At 36.4% G+C, this 19,948-nt stretch carries 20 protein-coding genes and 3 pseudogenes; 7 read left to right on the plus strand and 16 right to left on the minus strand.

Annotated features, from left to right (window positions below; genetic code table 11):
• Positions 1-147 precede the first annotated feature (147 nt).
• Both JMN17_RS05120 and JMN17_RS05125 read right to left on the minus strand, forming a co-directional pair.
• Positions 148-336 (minus strand): hypothetical protein, encoded by a 189-nt coding sequence (locus JMN17_RS05120; RefSeq protein ID WP_087991444.1) that lies wholly within the window; start codon positions 334-336, stop codon positions 148-150.
• A 22-nt stretch (positions 337-358) separates the two neighbouring features.
• The gene (locus JMN17_RS05125) at positions 359-619 is read right to left on the minus strand and encodes a hypothetical protein (RefSeq protein WP_087991445.1); all 261 of its coding nucleotides are present in this window, start codon (positions 617-619) and stop codon (positions 359-361) included.
• Between the two features lie 494 nt (positions 620-1,113).
• On the opposite strand from JMN17_RS05125, the gene cotC reads away from it, so the two are divergent.
• From cotC to JMN17_RS22000, 4 genes and pseudogenes are all read left to right on the plus strand, one after another.
• Complete coding sequence (cotC, locus tag JMN17_RS05130) at positions 1,114-1,317, plus strand: spore coat protein CotC (RefSeq protein ID WP_087991446.1); 204 nt, start codon at positions 1,114-1,116, stop codon at positions 1,315-1,317.
• Between the two features lie 240 nt (positions 1,318-1,557).
• Positions 1,558-1,914, plus strand: a complete 357-nt coding sequence (locus JMN17_RS05135; protein WP_148961730.1) for a YoqO family protein — start codon at positions 1,558-1,560, stop codon at positions 1,912-1,914.
• A gap of 161 nt (positions 1,915-2,075) precedes the next feature.
• On the plus strand, positions 2,076-2,798 hold the full coding sequence (locus JMN17_RS05140; protein WP_202327732.1) for a YrpD family protein: 723 nt from the start codon (positions 2,076-2,078) through the stop codon (positions 2,796-2,798).
• A 159-nt stretch (positions 2,799-2,957) separates the two neighbouring features.
• Positions 2,958-3,162: pseudogene (locus tag JMN17_RS22000) on the plus strand (hypothetical protein).
• 122 nt (positions 3,163-3,284) lie between these two features.
• On the opposite strand, the gene JMN17_RS05145 reads toward JMN17_RS22000, so the two are convergent.
• From JMN17_RS05145 to JMN17_RS05155, 3 genes are all read right to left on the minus strand, one after another.
• Positions 3,285-4,124, minus strand: coding sequence for a thymidylate synthase (locus JMN17_RS05145; RefSeq protein WP_202327638.1), 840 nt, complete (start codon positions 4,122-4,124; stop codon positions 3,285-3,287).
• A 666-nt stretch (positions 4,125-4,790) separates the two neighbouring features.
• Positions 4,791-5,225, minus strand: coding sequence for a dUTP diphosphatase DutA (gene dutA / locus JMN17_RS05150; protein ID WP_087993902.1), 435 nt, complete (start codon positions 5,223-5,225; stop codon positions 4,791-4,793).
• A 30-nt stretch (positions 5,226-5,255) separates the two neighbouring features.
• Positions 5,256-5,717: a DUF2691 family protein gene (locus JMN17_RS05155; protein WP_087993901.1), complete on the minus strand. Its 462-nt coding sequence runs from the start codon at positions 5,715-5,717 to the stop codon at positions 5,256-5,258.
• Between the two features lie 484 nt (positions 5,718-6,201).
• Between JMN17_RS05155 and alr the strand changes: the two genes are divergently transcribed.
• On the plus strand, positions 6,202-7,386 hold the full coding sequence (gene alr / locus JMN17_RS05160; protein WP_202327733.1) for an alanine racemase: 1,185 nt from the start codon (positions 6,202-6,204) through the stop codon (positions 7,384-7,386).
• A gap of 83 nt (positions 7,387-7,469) precedes the next feature.
• Here alr and JMN17_RS21670 read toward each other — a convergent pair.
• The 3 genes and pseudogenes from JMN17_RS21670 to xylA form a co-directional block, all read right to left on the minus strand.
• Positions 7,470-7,664: pseudogene (locus JMN17_RS21670) on the minus strand (hypothetical protein); the annotation flags it as partial.
• 330 nt (positions 7,665-7,994) lie between these two features.
• Positions 7,995-9,497 (minus strand): xylulokinase, encoded by a 1,503-nt coding sequence (gene xylB / locus JMN17_RS05165; protein WP_202327639.1) that lies wholly within the window; start codon positions 9,495-9,497, stop codon positions 7,995-7,997.
• A 168-nt stretch (positions 9,498-9,665) separates the two neighbouring features.
• The gene (xylA, locus tag JMN17_RS05170) at positions 9,666-11,003 is read right to left on the minus strand and encodes a xylose isomerase (RefSeq protein ID WP_202327640.1); all 1,338 of its coding nucleotides are present in this window, start codon (positions 11,001-11,003) and stop codon (positions 9,666-9,668) included.
• Positions 11,004-11,255: 252 nt separating this feature from the next.
• Between xylA and xylR the strand changes: the two genes are divergently transcribed.
• Positions 11,256-12,407, plus strand: a complete 1,152-nt coding sequence (gene xylR, locus JMN17_RS05175; protein WP_202327641.1) for a transcriptional repressor XylR — start codon at positions 11,256-11,258, stop codon at positions 12,405-12,407.
• Between the two features lie 151 nt (positions 12,408-12,558).
• On the opposite strand, the gene xynB is transcribed toward xylR, so the two are convergent.
• The 7 genes and pseudogenes from xynB to JMN17_RS05210 form a co-directional block, all read right to left on the minus strand.
• The gene (xynB, locus tag JMN17_RS05180; RefSeq protein ID WP_202327642.1) at positions 12,559-14,160 is read right to left on the minus strand and encodes a xylan 1,4-beta-xylosidase; all 1,602 of its coding nucleotides are present in this window, start codon (positions 14,158-14,160) and stop codon (positions 12,559-12,561) included.
• Between the two features lie 42 nt (positions 14,161-14,202).
• On the minus strand, positions 14,203-15,594 hold the full coding sequence (locus JMN17_RS05185) for an MFS transporter (protein ID WP_202327643.1): 1,392 nt from the start codon (positions 15,592-15,594) through the stop codon (positions 14,203-14,205).
• An 838-nt stretch (positions 15,595-16,432) separates the two neighbouring features.
• Positions 16,433-16,918: a hypothetical protein gene (locus JMN17_RS05190; protein WP_087993895.1), complete on the minus strand. Its 486-nt coding sequence runs from the start codon at positions 16,916-16,918 to the stop codon at positions 16,433-16,435.
• A gap of 765 nt (positions 16,919-17,683) precedes the next feature.
• On the minus strand, positions 17,684-18,133 hold the full coding sequence (locus JMN17_RS05195) for a hypothetical protein (RefSeq protein WP_253269160.1): 450 nt from the start codon (positions 18,131-18,133) through the stop codon (positions 17,684-17,686).
• Between the two features lie 242 nt (positions 18,134-18,375).
• Positions 18,376-18,540 (minus strand): hypothetical protein, encoded by a 165-nt coding sequence (locus JMN17_RS05200; protein ID WP_202327644.1) that lies wholly within the window; start codon positions 18,538-18,540, stop codon positions 18,376-18,378.
• Positions 18,541-18,664: 124 nt separating this feature from the next.
• Entirely contained in the window at positions 18,665-19,045 is a 381-nt protein-coding gene (locus tag JMN17_RS05205) for a UPF0715 family protein (RefSeq protein ID WP_202327645.1), read from the minus strand.
• Positions 19,046-19,122: 77 nt separating this feature from the next.
• Positions 19,123-19,427: pseudogene (locus JMN17_RS05210) on the minus strand (hypothetical protein).
• A 72-nt stretch (positions 19,428-19,499) separates the two neighbouring features.
• Between JMN17_RS05210 and JMN17_RS21675 the strand changes: the two are divergent.
• Positions 19,500-19,733 (plus strand): hypothetical protein, encoded by a 234-nt coding sequence (locus JMN17_RS21675; protein WP_148961745.1) that lies wholly within the window; start codon positions 19,500-19,502, stop codon positions 19,731-19,733.
• Between the two features lie 39 nt (positions 19,734-19,772).
• Here JMN17_RS21675 and JMN17_RS05215 read toward each other — a convergent pair whose 3' ends face one another.
• Positions 19,773-19,925: a hypothetical protein gene (locus tag JMN17_RS05215; RefSeq protein WP_242519855.1), complete on the minus strand. Its 153-nt coding sequence runs from the start codon at positions 19,923-19,925 to the stop codon at positions 19,773-19,775.
• Between the last annotated feature and the right edge of the window lie 23 nt (positions 19,926-19,948).

Consider the following 19,948-nt stretch of genomic DNA (forward strand, 5'->3'; position numbering starts at 1 on the left):
GTTCTCAGCATTTTAAAAAAGCAGAAATACTCCACTTAAGTATAAAAAACTGAACCGTGTTTGCAAGCGCTTGGTTGAAATGATAACGAATCTTAACTATATGATAAAAAAAGGCTCATTTTGAGCCTTTTTTCAGTTCGGAATCAATTAATATTCCAGTTTGAAGCTTTCTGCCTGATCTGACACTTCCACAGGTGTTCCCATTATCGTTTTCGGTTTAGAAACGTAAACAAAACGCATCTCTTTCTCCAGTTGCTGAAACGTTTTTTCACTGACTACAATCCTAGCCGGCTTTCCCGGACTGTTATCAATGGCTGCTTTGATTTTTCCAAGCATAAAAAACCTCCTGTTTTAGATTCTAACTCAAAGAAATGACCATCATGAAATTGAGTACAGCAAAAACTCCTGAAAAAAAGGCGATCCCCTTGCTCCGCCTCCAGAAATACAGTACGTTGGCTAATAAAACAAAACTGATGAACCCATCAAATCCTCGCAAAACAATTTGGTTGAACCGGATTTTTTCTCCACCAATAACAATTGCAGCTGCACAAACAATCATAAACAAAAAGACGAAAATATACACTTTCCACTCTCTCGCTGTATTTTCTTTCTCATACATGCAGAACTCCCCCTTTGACAGAAATGTTCATGAACTGACTGCAAATAAATAATGAAAGCGATGGCGATGGCCATGACCTTATTAGTTATTATATGATTTAATTGAAAAAACATCATCTGTCAAGAGGTAAACGAAATGGATAAAAATCATGAAAATCCATTACGAGATATTACGGAAAACATTACTCTGGGGGCGCCTATTCAGAAAGTCTGGGAGGCAGGCTCCTCTTCATAAGGCCTCGTTTTCATTTCGCCCTTCGTGCAGAATAAACCTTATCAGAATCGACCAGCAGACTGACTCAGAATGTAAGAAAAAGAGTGATTCAGAAACATAGAAGATAAACTAATATAAGATAAATGATGCGGTCGATGAAAAATCGGATTTTTCTGAGTGATTTTGGACAGCCCTTTTTTCCTTCTATGATTGTAACTGTCCAAGCCGCACAATCAATTCGCCATATGATAAAGCGTATGAACAATAAAGGAGGAGTATATATGGGTTATTACAAAAAATATAAAGAAGAGTATTATACGGTCAAAAAAACGTATTATAAGAAATATTATGAATATGATAAAAAATACTACGATCACCGTGATAAAAAAGATTACGACTGTGATTATGACAAAAAATATTATGACCACGACAAAAAAGACTATGATTATGTTGTAGAGTATAAAAAGCATAAGAAACATTACTAAATTCCATTAACATCTCCTCATTTTCACTTTTTCCCCGGTTGAATGCCGGGTTTTTTTGTTTGGCTTGCTGTGGTTTAATTTGAATTTTTCCTTAATGACGATGTCTAAATTTATATTAAATATTTAGTACATAGTTTAATTAGTTTATATAAGTGTGTATTTGTTCCTGCTACCAAGTATTGCAGGTGCAAAGAAACTTTTGTAAACTCTTTGAGGACCATACATAAAAGGAGAGGTTCTTTGTCTAAAAACATAGTATTTTATCTCATTTTACTTTGTCTATTTATATCTTTTGCAATGAAAAGCTTTGAGGTGATAAGAACGATTGCCAATGTTAGCTGCTTTGTTTTCGTATTGCTGTATGTTAAAGACGAAATGAAAACATACTCACGTAAAGCGTTAACAACTCTAAGTATTTGTTTTCTTTTTTTAGTCGGTATCTGTGTTTTTATCATTTTGCAAGGACAGACATTTATGAAACATCACCTCTTTTTCAAAGGCTGGGAAACGATAGCTGGCATTCTTTTGATTATCGTTTCTTTAAGCATTTGTACTTTTATTTTGAGGAAGATTTCAAATCGTTTAAAACGATTGTGAACTGGTCCTTTCATTATCATAATGTTAAAGGTGTCAGATTGGAGGAGCAGTTTCTCTCCTTAAACAATCCCAATATGAAATATTTTGTCGATTTATATCCACGAATCCAGTTCCAAAATAAGGTATAATAAATGACGAAACCATTATCAAAAGGGGGAATTGTGTTGAAAAAAGTATTAATTGCAGGTGCAATAGGAACAGCAGTTCTTTTCGGAACACTATCATCGGGTATTCCTGGCTTACCCGCGGCAGACACTCAGGTCGCAAAAGCAGCTACCCAGCTGCCTAAAGGAATCGGCGGCCGCGCCTACCTGAACAGTACTGGCGCCGTTTTCACAGCTAAAATCAAGCTTCCTGACACCGTGAAAAATGATGACTCGGTCTCTACTCCGTATATTTATTCAGGATTTAGCGCAAAAAGCGGAACTGAGGCAGATCTCGGGCTTCAGTACAGCAAACAATACAACGTCTGGAAGCCTCTCATGAAGGTAGGATCCAAAAATGATGAAACGTACATCGAAGGAAAAGACAAATTCACATATACCAAAGGTTTTCGTCCTGGAAGCACAGTCCAAATGACAATCTATAAAAATTTGAACGGCAATACACGCATGACCCTTTGGGGAACGAACAATGACGGGTATACAGGCCGGATTATCACAGAAATCCAAGGAACCAATATCGGCACAATCTCAAAATGGAAAACTCTTGCTACCGCGGCTGTTTCGTATGAAAGTCAGCGTTCTGCCATCAAAGCAACCTTTTCGACAGCCTTTAACAACATTACAATCGACAATAAAGCCGTCACTCCTGTGGTAGATACGCAGGATTTCGCAACTGTTTCTGTTTCAGGAAATAACGTTTCAATTTCTGTTAATAAATAAACGAAACAGCAAAAGGCCGCCGGCATTGCCAGGCGGTTTTATTAGGACAATTACACAAAAAACGGCATGCAGTGCATAGCTCGGATTATATTAGAAATCATCACAGACTCTACAGCTCTTGTATTTGCTTATCATTTAAATATAGGGTGGAAAATTAGTATGAAATATGGAAAAACAGGTCCTTTTGGAATGCTTTTGGTTATAATAGCTCTTCTAATATCAATATTTTATGTTTAATACAAAAGCGTTGATACCTGCTGGATATGACCTGGATATTCATGGAATTGTGATATCAAGAACTTTAATGATCGCTTTTACTTTGTATTTAGTTTCAAAATTAGGATATTTTCTTTCTTCTAAATAAAAAAGATTAACTTTACTTTTTCATATGAGTCTATAGCATATATATCTTTTAGCTCAATTTAATTCATCTTCAAGATGTCTTAATAAAATTAAGATTGCCTATTAATCAATAAAGAGGCAGCATTAAACCGCTACCTCAAATGAAAGCTTGTCCCCATGTTTATAGTTGATTAACTTGAAATCATCTATGGTAAAGTCATAAAAATCTTTAACTTCAGGATTCATCCATAATTCAGGTGCTTCAAACTGTTCTCTTTTCATTTGAATTTTCAAATTGTCTATATGACGTGTGTACACATGGCAATCGCCAATATTAAAGATATATTCACCAAGCTCATAACCAGTCACTTGAGCAATCATGCGCTGCAAAACATTATACTGAAATACATTGAAGGGATTCCCCAAGGCCATGTCATTGCTCCTCGCTCTTACCTCTAGGTGGAGCTTCCCTTGTTTAACGTACCACTGTGTCTCGTATACACATGGTGTTAAGGCCATTGAGTCTAGTTCATCCGGATTCCATAGCATTGTAATGTGTCTCCGTGAAGATGGGTTGTTCTTCAATTGCTGAAGAAGATAATCGACCTGATCCACTTTTTCTCCATTTAGATTTCTGTTTTTCTTCCCCAGTTGAAATCCATAAGCATTTCCGATGGTGCCGTCTTCTTGTTTCCACTGATCCCAAATAGGTACGCCCATTTTGTTTAATTCAGTAACATCGTTAGATTTAAGCTGCCAAATCCAGAGCAGCTCTTTAATGGCCGTTTTCCAGGCCAGCTTTTTGGTCGTTAAAATAGGTATTTCTGAGTTGTCGAATCTCATCTGCTTACTGATTACACTAAGTGTGTGAGCCGGTGTTCCATCAGAGTCCCATTTGGTTCTTACATTAAATTCTTCGTCTGAGATTCCATTATTCATAATATCGTTAATAATTGAATTGTATTGTTTATCGAATTGAGTCATGACTATTCATATCCTTCTTTCATTTTCAGTTACTTGGCATAATTTATTACGAAAACAATATTAACGCAAATACTAAGCACGTGCAGATAAAATGAGTTCTTATTCCAATCACTGTGTATTTAAAGAGGAGTCAGCCCCTCTTTTACACTGTATTTCTCCATAACATAGTCTGTCACGCAGCTTATAGTTACCGCCAGTTTGATACATACACCGTTTAATTTGGTTTAAATCAGTGTCATTACTATTTTTTCCTTTATACTTTAATATCTTTCATAAAAGTATTCTTTTATAGAGATGCTTATCTTCATCGACATCTCTAGCCTAAATATGGTAAAATCGATAGCGATGTTAAAACTGTAAGAAAGGGAGCATTGATATGTATATGAGTACTATAATTTTAGCATCCATGCTTTTATGGGGTGCAGTTATTCAAGAACTAAGTAAACCTTCAAAAAAGCAAAGCATTCGAAAAATTGTTTCTTTGACATCTTTAGGTTCTTTATCAACTTTAGTTATTACGATTTCACTTTTTCAAAACTTCTCGTTTTAAAATTTGTTTATAATTAAATCCTTCATATTAAATTATTGATTTTTGAATACGATAAGATATACCTTGGCTAACCTCCATGATTATCCTCCTTCAAAAAATCAGCCAAGGTTATTGTTTTACTTCGTTCCAGTTGAACCATGCCCGCCTCTATCTTCATTCCCCAAATGCTCTACCTCAACCAATTCAACTGCCGGCATTTTCTTCATTATTCTAAACTGGCAGATCCGATCTCCTTTTTTAATCTCTGTATCACGCAATGCATAAGCAGGAAAGAACCAAAAATCGCTGTCACCCTTGTACGATTCATCGATAACACCCATTGAATTTGTTTGAATAACACTAAAGTTCTTATATGTACTTGAACGGGGAACGACATGTGCTTCGTAACCCTCAGGCAATTCCATAGCTACACCTAACGGGATAAGTTTAAATTCATCTTTTTTAATTGCTACATCTTCAGCAGCTCGAAGATCAATCCAATCTCCCTGCTCAATTTTACTGATTCTTGTTTGTGTTTCATCTAGATATTTGATTTTAATTTGCATTGTCATATGTATTAGCTCCTTTAAAAATATTAACTATCATACTGTAAGTCCTGTTCTTGTGTCGTTTTCATCAGTTATAAATTGAACGTCTTCAAAATTATTCTTTAATGCATTGAAGTAAAGTTTTTCAATGGCATTTTTGTTTTTACAGTAAATCGAGACATAGCTATTATCTGCTATCAAAAGGACAAGTTCGCAATCACTGCCAACAAACTCTTCGTATGTCTGGACTTGATTAACCGTTTTTCCAAGTGGGAATGCTTGCAGTTCAACGAAAATGGTATAGTACTGATTGGTTTTTAATCGATTCGCTAAGTTAGTCCCTTCAACAATCGCGTAATCATTAAAGAGCTCCTCATCATCGAGCTCTCCATCTACAACAAAATAGGATTCCCCACTCGTTTGCCACATATAATTATCTATTTCTAACGGCTGCAGTATTCTCCATAAATAATCCCCATATTCATTCGGTATTTGAAAATGAACTCCCCTTTTCATGTTTATCCCTCACTTAAACGATTTTCTGAATATGAATTTTATTATATACTCTGATGTTAGGTTAATGGAACAAGGAATTGACTGCCGTTTGACACCAATCTTCTTTTGCAAATTATCAGATCTTCTCATTTAAAGTCGCATCCAATGTTCAGTAACAATACGCGTCCTCCAAGATAAGTTAGCCCGGATAAGTACCTTCATATAAGTGTCCTGCTTGTTTTTCCAGAGTACGTCTATCTGGGGATATTTCCGTTTTATGGAATTTTTTTCGGAAACCAGAATTGTTTCACATTTGGGTTATAAAACATTGAAAGAAAATATTCATGTACAGCTTCGATGATCAACTTCTCGTATACCATGGATTTACTGTTGAATGATTTCAAATGAAGTTGAATAAAATAAGATTGAACGCATCCAACAATTAACATTTATTTTTGCGGCTAAATGCGGTTTTTACTATTCCATAAGAAGGAAGGAAGCGATGATGACAAAGCTTTGCCGAGAAGTTTGGATCGAAGTCGATCTTGATGCCATAAAAAAAAATTTGCGAGCGATTCGCCGTCATATTCCAAATAAGAGCAAAATTATGGCTGTCGTGAAAGCGAACGGTTATGGTCATGGGTCTGTAGAAGTGGCGCGCCATGCCCTGGAACACGGGGCGAGTGAGCTCGCTGTTGCCAGCGTAGAGGAAGGAATCGTTTTACGAAAAGCGGGCATTACAGCACCTATCCTTGTGCTTGGTTTTACATCCCTTAGTTGTGTGAAAAAATCAGCGGCTTGGAATATTGAGTTAACAGCATTTCAGGTTGATTGGATTCAAAAAGCGAACAAGATATTGGAAAACGAAGAGAGTACTGACCGATTGGGTATTCATATTAATGTGGATACCGGTATGGGTCGATTAGGGTTACGCACAAAAGAAGAACTTTTAGCAGTAGTGAAAGCATTAACAGCAAGTAAATTCCTAAGATGGGCAGGTATCTATACCCATTTTTCAACAGCTGATGAACCAGACACTACACTAACCAAGCTACAGCACGATAAATTTATCAGTTTTCTCAGCTTTTTAAAAAATCAAGGCATTGAATTGCCCACCGTGCATATGAACAATACGGCTGCGGCGATCGCTTTTCCTGAATATAGCGCTGATATGATTCGTTTAGGCATCGGCATGTACGGCTTATATCCTTCAGACTATATTAAACAACTAGGCCTCGTTTTACTTGAACCTGCATTAAGTTTAAAGGCGCGCATCGCTTATGTGAAAACCATGCGGACAGAACCCCGAACCGTTAGCTATGGGGCTACATACATCGCAGAACCCGATGAAGTCATCGCTACACTCCCGGTCGGATATGCTGACGGTTATTCTCGTGAACTTTCCAATCGCGGAATTGTTCTTCATCGCGGAAGACGAGTGCGAGTGGCGGGGAGAGTGACAATGGATATGATCATGGTTAGTTTAGGTGAGGACGGTGAAGGTAAACAAGGAGAGGAAGTCGTGATTTACGGTCAGCAAAAAGGAGCTGAGATCACCGTTGATGAAGTTGCTGACATGCTTAATACGATTAACTACGAAGTGGTGTCAACATTAAGCCGCCGCATCCCTCGTTTTTATATAAGAGATGGCGAGATTATCAAGGTATCAACTCCAGTAATGTACGTGTAGGATTTTACGTGCGTTTTTTGCAAATACTTTATGCTGACCAAGATTCCTCTACCGGGGGATTTTACTTTTCCGAAACCAACCTCCTATAAACTGAGAGATGTAAAGCGCCAAATTAATGATTGATTATACCTTAAGAACTGATTTTTCATGGTATTTTTATCGTGTCGAGAAAGAAAATGCTCTTTGCGGTCTTTACATGTACGCCCCTTTGTTTCCAGCATGAATTTGTACACAAAACCGATCACAAAGTTTAATATCCAAAGGAAAAAACACTTAACCCAGAACTAAGTTCTCTTCATCATGAGGGAATGTTTCCGCCAAGTAAACCGCTCTCCTTGTCTGATCTCTTGCCTAGTTGTGTGTTTTTTCTGCTTCTGCACGCTTATCTTCTTGAATTTATTTAAGACATACAGCGTCTCATGATCAAAAGGGATTAGTAGATGTTTTATAAAATTCTATTTTTTTATCTGTTCTAGTAACTCCTTATAGATAGAGTCAATTGTGCTTTTTAAGCTTGTTGGATGATATAGAAACAGCGAAAACACCCCTTGCGTTAACGTGAGGGGTGTTGTGTGTAAACATAATACACTATTTACGTCCCGCACTTTTCATTCGGCTTTTCGAAAGCTCTTCAAAGCCGAATTAAGATCCTTTGTGTGAGTGTAAATGTTCTTATACAAATCAAATAGTGTTTTATACTTTTGAACATTTTGTTCCTTTGGATAAAATACAGCAGCCTCACGAATGAACTGCTCTGCACCTTCTTCAAGGGATTCAAACCACCTACTCCCAAAGGCAGCTAGCATAGCGGCCCCCATGGCTGGGCCTTGTTCATTTTCTAATTGAATCACCCTCGCATTGAAAATATCTGCCTGCATTTGAAGCCACGTTTCATTTTTAGCTCCCCCACCGATAGAAACAACAGTATGAACTGATTTACCCGATTCGCGAAATAGCTCAATTGATTCATGTAAAGAGAAGGTGATGCCTTCCATTACTGCCCTCAAAAAATGCTCTCTTTTGTGAGCTCCATCCATTCCGATCAAGCTTCCCCGAATAGAAGAATCCGCATGCGGCGTTCTTTCGCCAACCAAATAAGGAGTGTATAACAGTCCATTTGCCCCTATCGGAATAGATTCCACCCCCTGCAGTAATTGCTCAAACGATACGTTTGGTGCAAACGTTCTTTTAAACCAGTCCAAACTGTATCCTGCAGCAAGCGTGACCCCCATCGTATAAAAAGAATCCTTTTTTCCATGATTAAAAAAATGCACTTTCCCTTTAAAATCTCTTTCATTGCCTTCTTCGCAAGAAAGTATGACCCCTGATGTCCCAATACTGCATAGTGTTTTTTCTGAAGAGAGAATACCGGCTCCGATAGCACCACAAGCGTTATCTGCTCCCCCAGCGTACACTTTTGTTTTTTCCAATAGCCCTGTCTCCGCCGCAACATTGGGAAGCAGCGATCCTACACATTCATGAGATTCAACAAGCGGAGGACAAATAGCTGCAGAAATACCAAATTGATTGCAAATATCATCACTCCACTCCTTGTGAGTAATATGTAAAAGTAAAGTTCCTGCTGCATCGGAGTATTCGGTGTGAATCGCACCAGTCATACGGAATCTCACATAGTCCTTCGGAAGCAAAAAAACAGCAGTTTTTTTAAAAAGTTCAGGTTCATGTTCCTTCACCCATAATATTTTTGGTAATGTAAACCCTTCTAGAACACGGTTTTTTGTGATGTCAAGAAGATGATCGCCAAATTCCTCGGTCATCCTGTTACATTGAGGCGTCGTTCTGGTATCATTCCAAAGAATGGCACGACGTAACACCTGTTTGTCTTGGTCAAGCAGTACTAACCCATGCATTTGTCCTGAATAGCTTATTCCGTCAATATCCTTGGCTTGAACGTTAGATATAGAAACCAATTCAGCCAATGCATCAATTGTTTGCTGCACCCAGTCTTCAGGATTTTGCTCACTATACCCTGCCTTCTCTTGGATGAGCGGATATTCTTTGGATGTTTCTGCACAAATCTTGCCGTTTTGATTAACTAAAATGGTTTTAACAGCACTCGTTCCAAGATCTATTCCAATGACATACTTCATGTTTTCACTCCTTAACCCTTTAAAAACCATTCGCTCTACATAAATCCGAATTTTAGAAATTACCCGTCATATCCATAATCAAGAGGTAAGGAATCATGACGGGTAGTTCAGGTAACTTGGCTATCCTGCTATATCTTTTACGGCAGTATGGAGCTTCTCTTTCATCTGTTATACTTCTAAAATGTATTGGTTCAATATTGCTTTTAATTGTTCCTGTCTTCCAGATTCATTTTTAATTGATTTATTATTTAGCGCATATTGCTCAAGTGTATTAAAGTTAGCTCTTCCTTCTGTAATTTCAAGGCCAATCCCTTCAGTAAAACTGCGATAACGATGTTGAATCACATCTTCAAACACACGTTCTTTGATCAATTTGTGAGCTACTTTCAATCCTCTTGCAAATGCATCCATCCCCGCAATATGGGCATATACTAAATCATCAGGCTCAAAAGAAGATCTACTGACCTTTGCGTCAAAGTTTAATCCGCCGCTTCCAAGGCCGCCATTTTGCAGGATCTCGTACATTGCTAATGTCGTGGAATATAAATCTGTCGGAAATTCATCCGTGTCCCAGCCTAAAAGAGGATGACCTTGGTTCGCGTCAACAGAGCCAAGCAGACCGTGTACTCTTGCCATGCGTAATTCATGTTCGAATGTATGTCCGGCTAATGTGGCATGATTGGCTTCGAGATTTAATTTAAAATGATTGTCTAAGCCATATTGCTTCAAAAAGGCAATGGTTGTTGCTGCATCTGTATCATATTGATGAGTGGTCGGCTCCTTTGGTTTTGGTTCAATCAAAAACTGCCCTGTATACCCGATTTCCTTCGCATAATCCACTGCCATATGCATAAATCTGGCCAAATTATCAAGTTCAAATTTTAAATCGGTATTTAACAATGTTTCGTATCCTTCACGGCCGCCCCAAAACACATAATTCTCGGCGCCAAGTTCTTTTGCTGTTTCTAGCCCTTTTTTTACTTGTGCTGCAGCATACGCAAACACATCTGCATTGCAGGAAGTCGCGGCACCATGGACGAAACGTGGATTCGTGAACATGTTTGCAGTATTCCATAATAGCTTAACGTTGCTGGTTTTCATGTACTCTTTCATCATGCTCACGATACGATCTAAATTTTGATTCGTCTCTTTTAATGTACTTCCTTCGGGTGCAATATCTCGGTCATGAAAAGCAAAAAATGGTGCATCCAGTTTTTCAAACAACTCAAATGCCGCTTCTACTCTCGCCTTGGCCAGATCCATTCCTTTATACTGATCCCACGGCCTTTGCATCGTAGCCGCTCCAAAAACGTCTGTGCCATCAGCGGTAAATGTATGCCAATAAGCAATAGAAAAACGCAAATGCTCTTTCATCGTTTTTCCGCCGATTACTTCTTGAGCATTATAATATTTAAATGCTAAAGGATTAGTGGAATCTGTCCCTTCGTAAACCACTTTGTTTACGCTTTCAAAATAGTTAACTGAACTAGAATGAGATTGAGCCATGTGATTTCCCCCTTAAAAATAAATTCAGGCGCATTTTATGCCATATTGTAAGTAGATTGTTTATTAGTTTGTTGTTCAAACAAACTAACTTATTTTCATCTTATATAACCTCATCCGCATTTTCAATATTTTTTTCGTTTTTTATGAACACATTAGATATAATAAGGGTAAGATTCGCTATGTACCATGTTTCATACTGAACACATAAAAATTTCAACTTAATTTATAGGTTATACAAATGGAGTGGATGAAGTGGATATCGCAGATCAAACCTTTGTCAAAAAAGTAAATCAAAAATTATTATTAAAAGAAATACTTAAGAACTCACCTATTTCAAGAGCTAAATTATCTGAAAGAACTGGTTTAAATAAATCAACTGTTTCATCACAGGTAAACACATTAATGAAAGAAAATCTTGTATTTGAAATCGGCCAGGGACAATCAAGCGGCGGCAGAAGACCTGTCATGCTTGTTTTTAATCAAAAGGCTGGATACTCCGTAGGAATAGACGTTGGTGTAGATTATATTAATGGCATTTTAACAGACCTTGAAGGGACGATCGTTCTGGACCAACACCACCATTTGGAATGCAATTCTCCAGAAATAACGAAAGACATTCTAGTTAATATGATTCATCACTTTATGACACATATGCCACAATCTCCGTACGGGCTTATTGGTATAGGCATATGCGTGCCTGGGCTCATTGATGAAAATCAAAAAATTGTTTTCACTCCGAACTCCAACTGGAGAAATATTGACTTAAAACCTTTCATCCAAGAGAAGTTCAATGTTCCTGTTTTTATTGAAAATGAGGCAAATGCCGGTGCATATGGTGAAAAAGTATTCGGTGCTGCAAAAAATCACGATAACATTATTTATGCAAGCATCAGTACAGGAATAGGGATCGGTGTCATTATCAATAATCATTTATATAGAGGTGTCAGCGGATTCTCCGGAGAAATGGGACATATGACAATAGACTTTAATGGACCTAAATGCAGTTGCGGAAACCGAGGATGCTGGGAATTGTATGCATCCGAGAAGGCTTTATTAACATCTCTTCAGACTAAAGAGAAAAAAGTGTTCACTCAAGATATCATAGACCTCGCCCATCTGAATGATATTGGAACTTTAAATGCGCTACAAAATTTTGGATTCTATTTAGGCATAGGCCTTACCAATATTTTAAATACTTTCAACCCACAAGCCGTCATTTTAAGAAACAGCATAATCGAATCGCATCCAATGGTTTTAAATTCAATTAGAAGTGAAGTGTCATCCAGGGTTTATTCCCAATTGGCCAATAGCTATGAGTTATTGCCATCTTCCTTAGGAAAGAATGCACCGGCATTAGGAATGTCTTCGATTGTTATTGAACATTTTCTAGATATCGTTACATGATTAAATTGTACAAAACTCTATGTTCTACGCTCATCTTCAAAGATGAGTTTTTGTTTTGTTGGTGTAATGTTGAATAAGACCATTTTATTAAGGATACCTTCTCCTATGAAAAAGGAGTTCTTCAATAGAAGTCTCCTTTTTCACGTGTACATTATTTTTCTTTATAACGAAAATATCTAAAGTCGGCCGGAATATGATTACCGCTGGTATCTTGACATTGCATTCCTACAAAGGCACCTGTGAAGAACCCTCCTCCACGGATGTAATCATCTGATAATTTTTTCGATTCCAATGCAATGTCAATTTTTCTCCAATCTTCTTTGTTAAAAGAATAGAAATAATAATACTGTTCCTTTTCAATGTTTACTCTTAGATATATATACTTTAACTCACGAGGAATCACAATTTTATTTTTTAATGGCTGTGAAAAAGAGAAGTTATCACATATTGTTAATTCAAGAATACGGCCAAGTTCTTCATCATGCGTGGCTTGAAGAGCCGTCCAGTTCTCAGTATTGTAATAGTTCACCAATCCGGCGGCTTGTTGAAAATTCTCCGGATAAAACTCAACTGCAGTTTCAGCTTCAAAATGGAGACTTTGCCAACGTCTGGCTACAAATGCCTGAGTAAATGTCGAGGTTAATGATTCATGACCGTATAATCGCAAATGATTTGGCACTTGAGTCAATGAACCTAATTCATTTGTAAACGGGATCCTTAACGTTTGAAAATGAATATTTAATGTTGGATCCTTGAATTCATCAACTTCCGGATAGGTTGCTGGAAATATCTTTTCTGATACAGCAGGGGCTTTTACCTCCAAGCTTCCTTCTTTTCCACCTACTACATAAGGCCATTCCTCTTTCCAACAGAGTTTTTGAATAGCTGTTTCTCTGCCCAATGGACAATATCCTCTCTGCTGAAAAATGGAATCATCGTCAGGATGAATAGGACGTCCCGTTAAATGAGCTAAATACCACTCACCTGTATGTGTTTGAACAATGGAGGCATGTCCACATTTTTGCAGTGGATTTCCTGGATCATGCCACGATGTTAAGAGTGGATTATCAGGATGAACTTCATATGGGCCTTCAATGCTTGAAGAACGGGCAATTGTAGCAGCGTGTTCGAACCGAGTTCCTCCTTCTGCAGTTAATAAATAATAATAGTTCCCGATATGATAAAGGTGCGGAGCTTCAGTCAGCTTTCTATCCGTTCCTTTAAATATAACTTTCGGTTTACCAATTAATTTTTGCTCCTTACCAGAATACTCCTGTATGACAATTCCTCCGAATGAGTGCCGATCAATACGCTGATCCCATAACATATTTAATAAATATTTTTTTCCATCCGTATCATGGAACATAGAAGCATCAAACCCCGAGCTATTTAATGTAATCGGTTCTCCCCAGTCACCATTAATCGTTTCACAAGTCACTAAATAATTGTGACAATCTTTCCAAGCGCCATCTACGACCTTAACATCCGTATAGATCAGCCAAAACCTTCCGTCGCTATAACTTAAACATGGCGCCCAAACCCCACCCGAATTAGGGTTTCCTTTCATGTCTAATTGTGAAACTCTCTGTAATGGATGTGCAACTAAGTGCCAATTCACTAAATCTTTTGAGTGGTGTATCTGTACTCCTGGAAACCACTCAAATGTAGATACAGCGATATAATAATCCTCTCCTACCCTACAAATACTTGGATCGGGATTGAATCCTTTAAGTACTGGATTGATAATCTTCATTTGGGACTCCTCCTCAGCTATTTTCTTTTCACTCATCAATGTTTAAGCTTTGAATTCATCAATGTTATCCAAATAAACTTTATCTCTATTCTCTAATTCTCGTACCATGTTTTTATATTTTTTCTCATCTAAATTATAGAAATGAATATCAATCATGGCTAAAACCAGTAAGAACACGGGAATAATGGTAGTTGTAATTAAAATTCCCGTTAATGCCTCCGGCGTTTGTGCCTGATTTGCCACATATCCAAACTTATCTAGAACCAATCCCGGTACAACCCCTCCCAAGGCCATGCCAAATTTAAAGAAAAATCCGATGATAGCGTATATGAGCCCGCCCATTCTTTTCCCAGTCCTATATTCTCCATATTCTATTGTTTCAGGAATGAGCGCCCACATATATCCCCCGGCAGTGAGACTTCCAGCAGCAGCGATTAATCGAAAGAAGAGTATGAGGTATATATTACTTGACGGAACAAACAGTAAAGCTAGGAGGCCGATTATATTCAGTAATAATGCATAGTTTAGTAATTTCTTCTTCCCCAATCGTTGATGAAGCTTTGGAATAAACGGTAAAATGACCAATGCAGGCAAGCTCCCTATCAAACCGTACCACTTCACTAAATCCTCTCTTCCTAAGTTATACGTCACGTAATAGATGCCAACTGAATTACTTATTGAATTCACTCCGAAAATGATAATAAAGAAAATACTTAATACAACAAGCGGACGATTTACATGAAATTGCTCAAAAATATCAGAGAATTTAATTTTCGCTTCAGATTTTCGAAGAGTGACACGCTCTTTTGTGCTTTTAAAACAAAAGATTAAAAGGAACCCGCCTATCATACCCAAAATACCCATGGTTAGTTGCCAGCCAAGAGATTCGTTACCGGAAATATCGCTTAAATAGGCAGCCAGTAAGGGAACAAAAAAAGCAACGACAAGTCCTCCAAGATTTGCAAATAGCATGCGAACTGATGTTATGCTAACAACTTCTTGATTATTTCTAGTCATTGCAGAAGTTAACGCGCCATATGGAACGTTTATCATTGTATATGTAAGCGACAAGCCAACATAGGTGATATAGGCATATATTAATTTTCCCATATCCGAAAAATCTGGAGTTGTAAAACAGAGTATGGCCAGTATGACAAATGGGAGAGCCCCGAATAATAGATACGGTCTAAAGCGTCCAAATCTGCTGTTCGTTCTGTCTACCATTGTTCCAATAAAAGGATCAGCGAGAGCGTCAATGATTCTAACCACTAAAAACATCGTGCCGGCTGTTGCCGCCGATAAACCAAATACATCTGTATAGAAGAACAAAAGGTAAGTAGACACCGTTGCATAAATTAAATTACATGCGAAATCCCCAGACGCATATCCAACTTTTTCAACCATCCTAATCTTCTTTACATTTTCACTGAGCATGATTACTCCCCTTTTCGATCCTTTAATATGGAACAGTAAGAAATGGAAAAATATCTCCAGACTTATGCCCAGCGTTTTATAAAAGCGCTTTCAAAAGAGTGCAAACAATTTAGTGGTTTACTTTACTGAGCATTATCCTCATCTAAATAGTGATCAGCAAGCAGTAAATTCATCTGTTTTTTGTCGAGCCTCTTCCCCCCTTTCATCCATATTGAAAAAGAACTTATCGTATGGACAACTATAAGTTCACCACATTAGTTTGTTGACCAAACAAACTAACTTGATTTAATATTATAAAATCCTTTCAGCTTTTTCAACGTTTTTTTCAGGTGAAATTTAAATTGGCTTGAGAAAAATATTGATTTCACCTTCTTTTTCAGGCGCAGCAAAGATTAAATAACAGATAAAGAGAATAACACTTATAAAGCGGTTCCTCATAAAAACGGCTTGTTTTCCGCTATGGGGACTGTTCTTTTATGTTTTTCGGGTATAGGCGGTTGAAAGCTTAACAATTTTTTCTTTCAAAAATTTAATTTAAACTTTTGGCAAATAAAACACGAATAATGTTTACGTCATGACAACCACTATAGATGGATCAGGTTACAGAAAAACATAAAGGGATTTAATTATGTATTCTTCATCCAATATCGTTTTAAAATTAAAACAAAGTTTCAGTCTTTATTTCCTGAATACTCATCAAAGCTTGAAACTTAAAGTGATCATTCCACCTTCTCATCATGCACATAATAAGGTACATGCAATATCCAAGCTCTCTTAGGGGCTTTTCTATTCGCTAAAAACATAACCAGTTAACGGAAAGCCCTTTGTGGCTCTCTTCTTATTTCTCGGATTGTTTGTCATTGAGTAAAAAAATTAGTACCTTTTCAATTTCCTTTTCTAAGTCATTATTTAAATCGAATAATGTTCCACAACCGCTTCCTATAAATCCACCGTAGTAATACCATAAATCAATTGTAAATGCGTCTATATCTTCATCTTCATTGGCTGTTAAAATTCCATAATTAATTGTGATTTGGGAACGGTATTCTTTTTCCAAGCACCTCTCAGCTGTTAAATCACTTATCCCATCTCCATCTATATCTCTATAAATTTTGATGCTAAGGTTACGTTTGCCCTGACTTTCAAAAACATCTGTATATTTACGTTGCAGTTTTTCTGCTACTACTTCCCCTAAGCCTTCCAACACATATATTTTTTGTTTTAATTCTAGATTTATATCCTTCTCTAGAATATGCAAATAGCCATCAGCGTCTGGACTTTGATTTTTCTGTATCTTAAATAAACGTCTTAAAGCTTTCCGCACAGCGTTGTCCTCCTTATAGGGAACTCTCGGCTATTGTGGCTGATATACCAACTATGGTATATACAGGATACTTTATATTTGAGACATATTCAAAACTGCTTAGATAGCGAGCTTTCAGGAGTGCAATACATAAAATCATTTTATGAAGATTAGGCTGGCATTGCTGACCAATCAATTGATCTTGATTAAAATTGCTTCTTTAACGAGTGTATTCTTGGTAGCTTGGAGGAGGCCGACTTATCTACATAGAAGAATCTTAGACCATGGCTAATGTTATTTCAATATCAAATTCCATTATGTCTTAACAGAATAAGAGATTTCTAAATGTATACTCGACGTCACGACCTTAGATATCAAAAGAAGATTTTAAAGATGAGTTACCTTCTGCTAAGAATAAGCGCAAACTGCAGGCGAGATGATGAAAATTCAGCGTCAGAATACGGTCTAAAATTAGCAAACGAACAAATGATTTAAACTGATTATCAAACACTCATGAAGGCAAGAGCAAAAGACAAAAGAACCCGCACCTATATTTTTTGCATGCTGAATATAATTCTCAACTAAGATAGATATAGTTAGTGCTTAATCGTACTAAAATTTCACTTTACAAATAAGTTTTTTAAAACTCTTATTTTATTTAATGAGAGATTGGTATTCCACTTTAAACTTTTATTGGTAATGAAAGTGCTAGAAATTGTACTTTTGATCAAATGCTTCTTCATTGCGGCATTGTTGCAAACATAAGTTTGTTATTAAAAACAGAAATTAATTCTGTATCAGTTTATTCAATATGTTAATTTTACTTTGGTCTTTATTATTCTTCTTTGTTCTTCTATAGCCATCTAACAAAGAATTATTATAAATCTTGAGGTAATCATCAATAGTTATCAAATGATATCTCGCTCCGTAATCTTCAAAAACCTCTAGGTTATTATAGTCTACATCTGCAAATGGTTTTAAATCCTCTATGTACGCAATGCCTATATTAGTATTAGTTTTCTTAAATTCATGCTCATGTAAATCAACCATTTTATAACCTTGCAGTTCCATAATTTTTTTTAGTTTTTCCCACTTTTCCTCTAAAAAAAGTAAAGGAATAAGGATATCAATATCTTCTGGGGAAAAATCCAACCCAGTTACCTTTTCAAGACCTAAAGAGCCATATAATAATGGAATGATATCTAATTCTTTATTAAGAGTTTTAGCTATATTTATAAATTCATTATACTATTTCATTTTTTATATCCCCAATATGTAGTGATTCATTATTTAAGCATTAATTGCCCCTTGAAGTTTCAAGTCCTCAAATTCTTCCATATGGTGAATATCCCCAAACTCATTTAACCCCTTTTTTTCTAATCAGAAAGATTGAAGCATTAGTACTTAGAATTGGTTTGGCTGCACTGGGCTATTTTTTAAAAAATAGCCTGCATTTTTACAATTAACGATTCTTTTATCTAAAAAGCTTTGAATACTGAATTAAAGAATATCAGCAATATAATGATGGCTAGTACAACAACAATCTCAAAAGTATGTGAACTGCCATCTTTTTTTTCTTGTTCTGTCTTCTCTCTCATTTGTTCCCTATATTTTCTTTGTATTTCATCCTTTTTTCTATTCACCTTACTCGACCCCTTTCAAAATAAAGAAAAGCCATTCTGAATTATTCTTCATGAGGTCAAATCCAATTTTTTATATGGCACCGTTATTCCTTAAATGTATCATGAGTTTGTGGATTGTGATAACTTAGATTGCTGTCTTTGCCTTGTTTTGCAGAAAAACTGAGTCCCAGACCCAAAAGATAAAAGCAAATGAAATGCCAAATAAGTGAATTTCGTATGATAATAGAATCCCTAAGGTGTTCATTGGATCAGTGATTAAAGCGAAGAATAACCATACTAAGAAGGAAAAGAATAAGTATATGAATAAATATTTCAGGCTAAATCTTTTTGGCTTACGATTTATTAAGTATTGAACAGGTGTTGCAAAGATTAAATAAAAGATATAGAGAATAGCACTTATTAGAATGTATGGATAGTAACCATCATAATCAATGCCAAAAACATAAACAGCAGCAGCTGATAACGCAGACAAGACATGAACAATAAAGATCCTTAAAACTTGCATGTTTATAACCCCTTTCATGATGAATGCTTCTACAACATTATCTAGATCCTTCCTTAAAATCCCTTACAATATATGTTTTAACTTAAACAATTTGAAATATCACAAACATTGTATCTTCTGCCGATTGTTTTATGTACAATAGCCGGTTCTTCTCCATTAAAGAAACGCACAATGGCCTCATCAAATTCAATTGGTTGATTTACCACGTATCCTTCTTTTAAAGCCCTAATAAACAAATACGGATCATCTTTATATAACTGATAAAGAATGTTAGCATATTGTTCGTTCTTGTCTCTAAGTATAGGTCTTTGTCTGATAAATTTAATTTGTTTCTAAAGTATTAAATTGCTTCATCTTGCTCTTTAGAAATAATGTTTGGCATTTTTCTATTCTCCTTTTTATATAATGTTTTAATACACACTAAATTGGGTAAAAATTTGTAGAGGTGATTTCTTTGAATAATGATCATAAAGTTACTCATTACTCATCATTTATTTTTTCAACAATCATGGTTTTACTGGTCGCCATCTTTCCACAATACACTTCTTGGTTTGTAACAGTTTTCTTCCTAGGTTTTGCACTTATTTATACATTCCAAAGACATAAAACAAGTTCTTCAAAAGCAATTTCTTATATTTCGTATTTATTATTCATCGTTTCATTGACTTACACTTTAGTCAATATGTAGTATTAATCCTCCCTTTCTGGAAGGTTTTTTTGTTTAAACTTATTTATCAGCAGCTTTTGGGCCACCTCTTTTCTTGCGATCTTTGTCTTCATAAATTGTAACATTGTGGCGTGTCATTAGTGTCGCCCCGGCCATTTTAAACTCTTTACGATCTTTAAAATAAACAACAGGATATTCTCCTAAAATAACCATATTTGCTAAACCCGCTAAGTAAG

The sequence above is a fragment of the Bacillus sp. RHFS10 genome (assembly GCF_016757475.1).
Classification (GTDB): domain Bacteria; phylum Bacillota; class Bacilli; order Bacillales; family Bacillaceae; genus Bacillus; species Bacillus subtilis_G.

Bases quoted from the DNA above. Each gene is read 5' to 3' on its own strand.
- JMN17_RS05120 (WP_087991444.1), bottom strand. From the start codon at position 336: ATGCTTGGAAAAATCAAAGCAGCCATTGATAACAGTCCGGGAAAGCCG.
- JMN17_RS05125 (WP_087991445.1), bottom strand. From the start codon at position 619: ATGTATGAGAAAGAAAATACAGCGAGAGAGTGGAAAGTGTATATTTTC.
- cotC (WP_087991446.1), top strand. From the start codon at position 1,114: ATGGGTTATTACAAAAAATATAAAGAAGAGTATTATACGGTCAAAAAA.
- JMN17_RS05145 (WP_202327638.1), bottom strand. From the start codon at position 4,124: ATGACTCAATTCGATAAACAATACAATTCAATTATTAACGATATTATG.
- dutA (WP_087993902.1), bottom strand. From the start codon at position 5,225: ATGACAATGCAAATTAAAATCAAATATCTAGATGAAACACAAACAAGA.
- JMN17_RS05155 (WP_087993901.1), bottom strand. From the start codon at position 5,717: ATGAAAAGGGGAGTTCATTTTCAAATACCGAATGAATATGGGGATTAT.
- alr (WP_202327733.1), top strand. From the start codon at position 6,202: ATGACAAAGCTTTGCCGAGAAGTTTGGATCGAAGTCGATCTTGATGCC.
- xylB (WP_202327639.1), bottom strand. From the start codon at position 9,497: ATGAAGTATGTCATTGGAATAGATCTTGGAACGAGTGCTGTTAAAACC.
- xylA (WP_202327640.1), bottom strand. From the start codon at position 11,003: ATGGCTCAATCTCATTCTAGTTCAGTTAACTATTTTGAAAGCGTAAAC.
- xynB (WP_202327642.1), bottom strand. From the start codon at position 14,160: ATGAAGATTATCAATCCAGTACTTAAAGGATTCAATCCCGATCCAAGT.
- JMN17_RS05185 (WP_202327643.1), bottom strand. From the start codon at position 15,594: ATGCTCAGTGAAAATGTAAAGAAGATTAGGATGGTTGAAAAAGTTGGA.
- JMN17_RS05205 (WP_202327645.1), bottom strand. From the start codon at position 19,045: ATGCAAGTTTTAAGGATCTTTATTGTTCATGTCTTGTCTGCGTTATCA.
- JMN17_RS05215 (WP_242519855.1), bottom strand. From the start codon at position 19,925: ATGGTTATTTTAGGAGAATATCCTGTTGTTTATTTTAAAGATCGTAAA.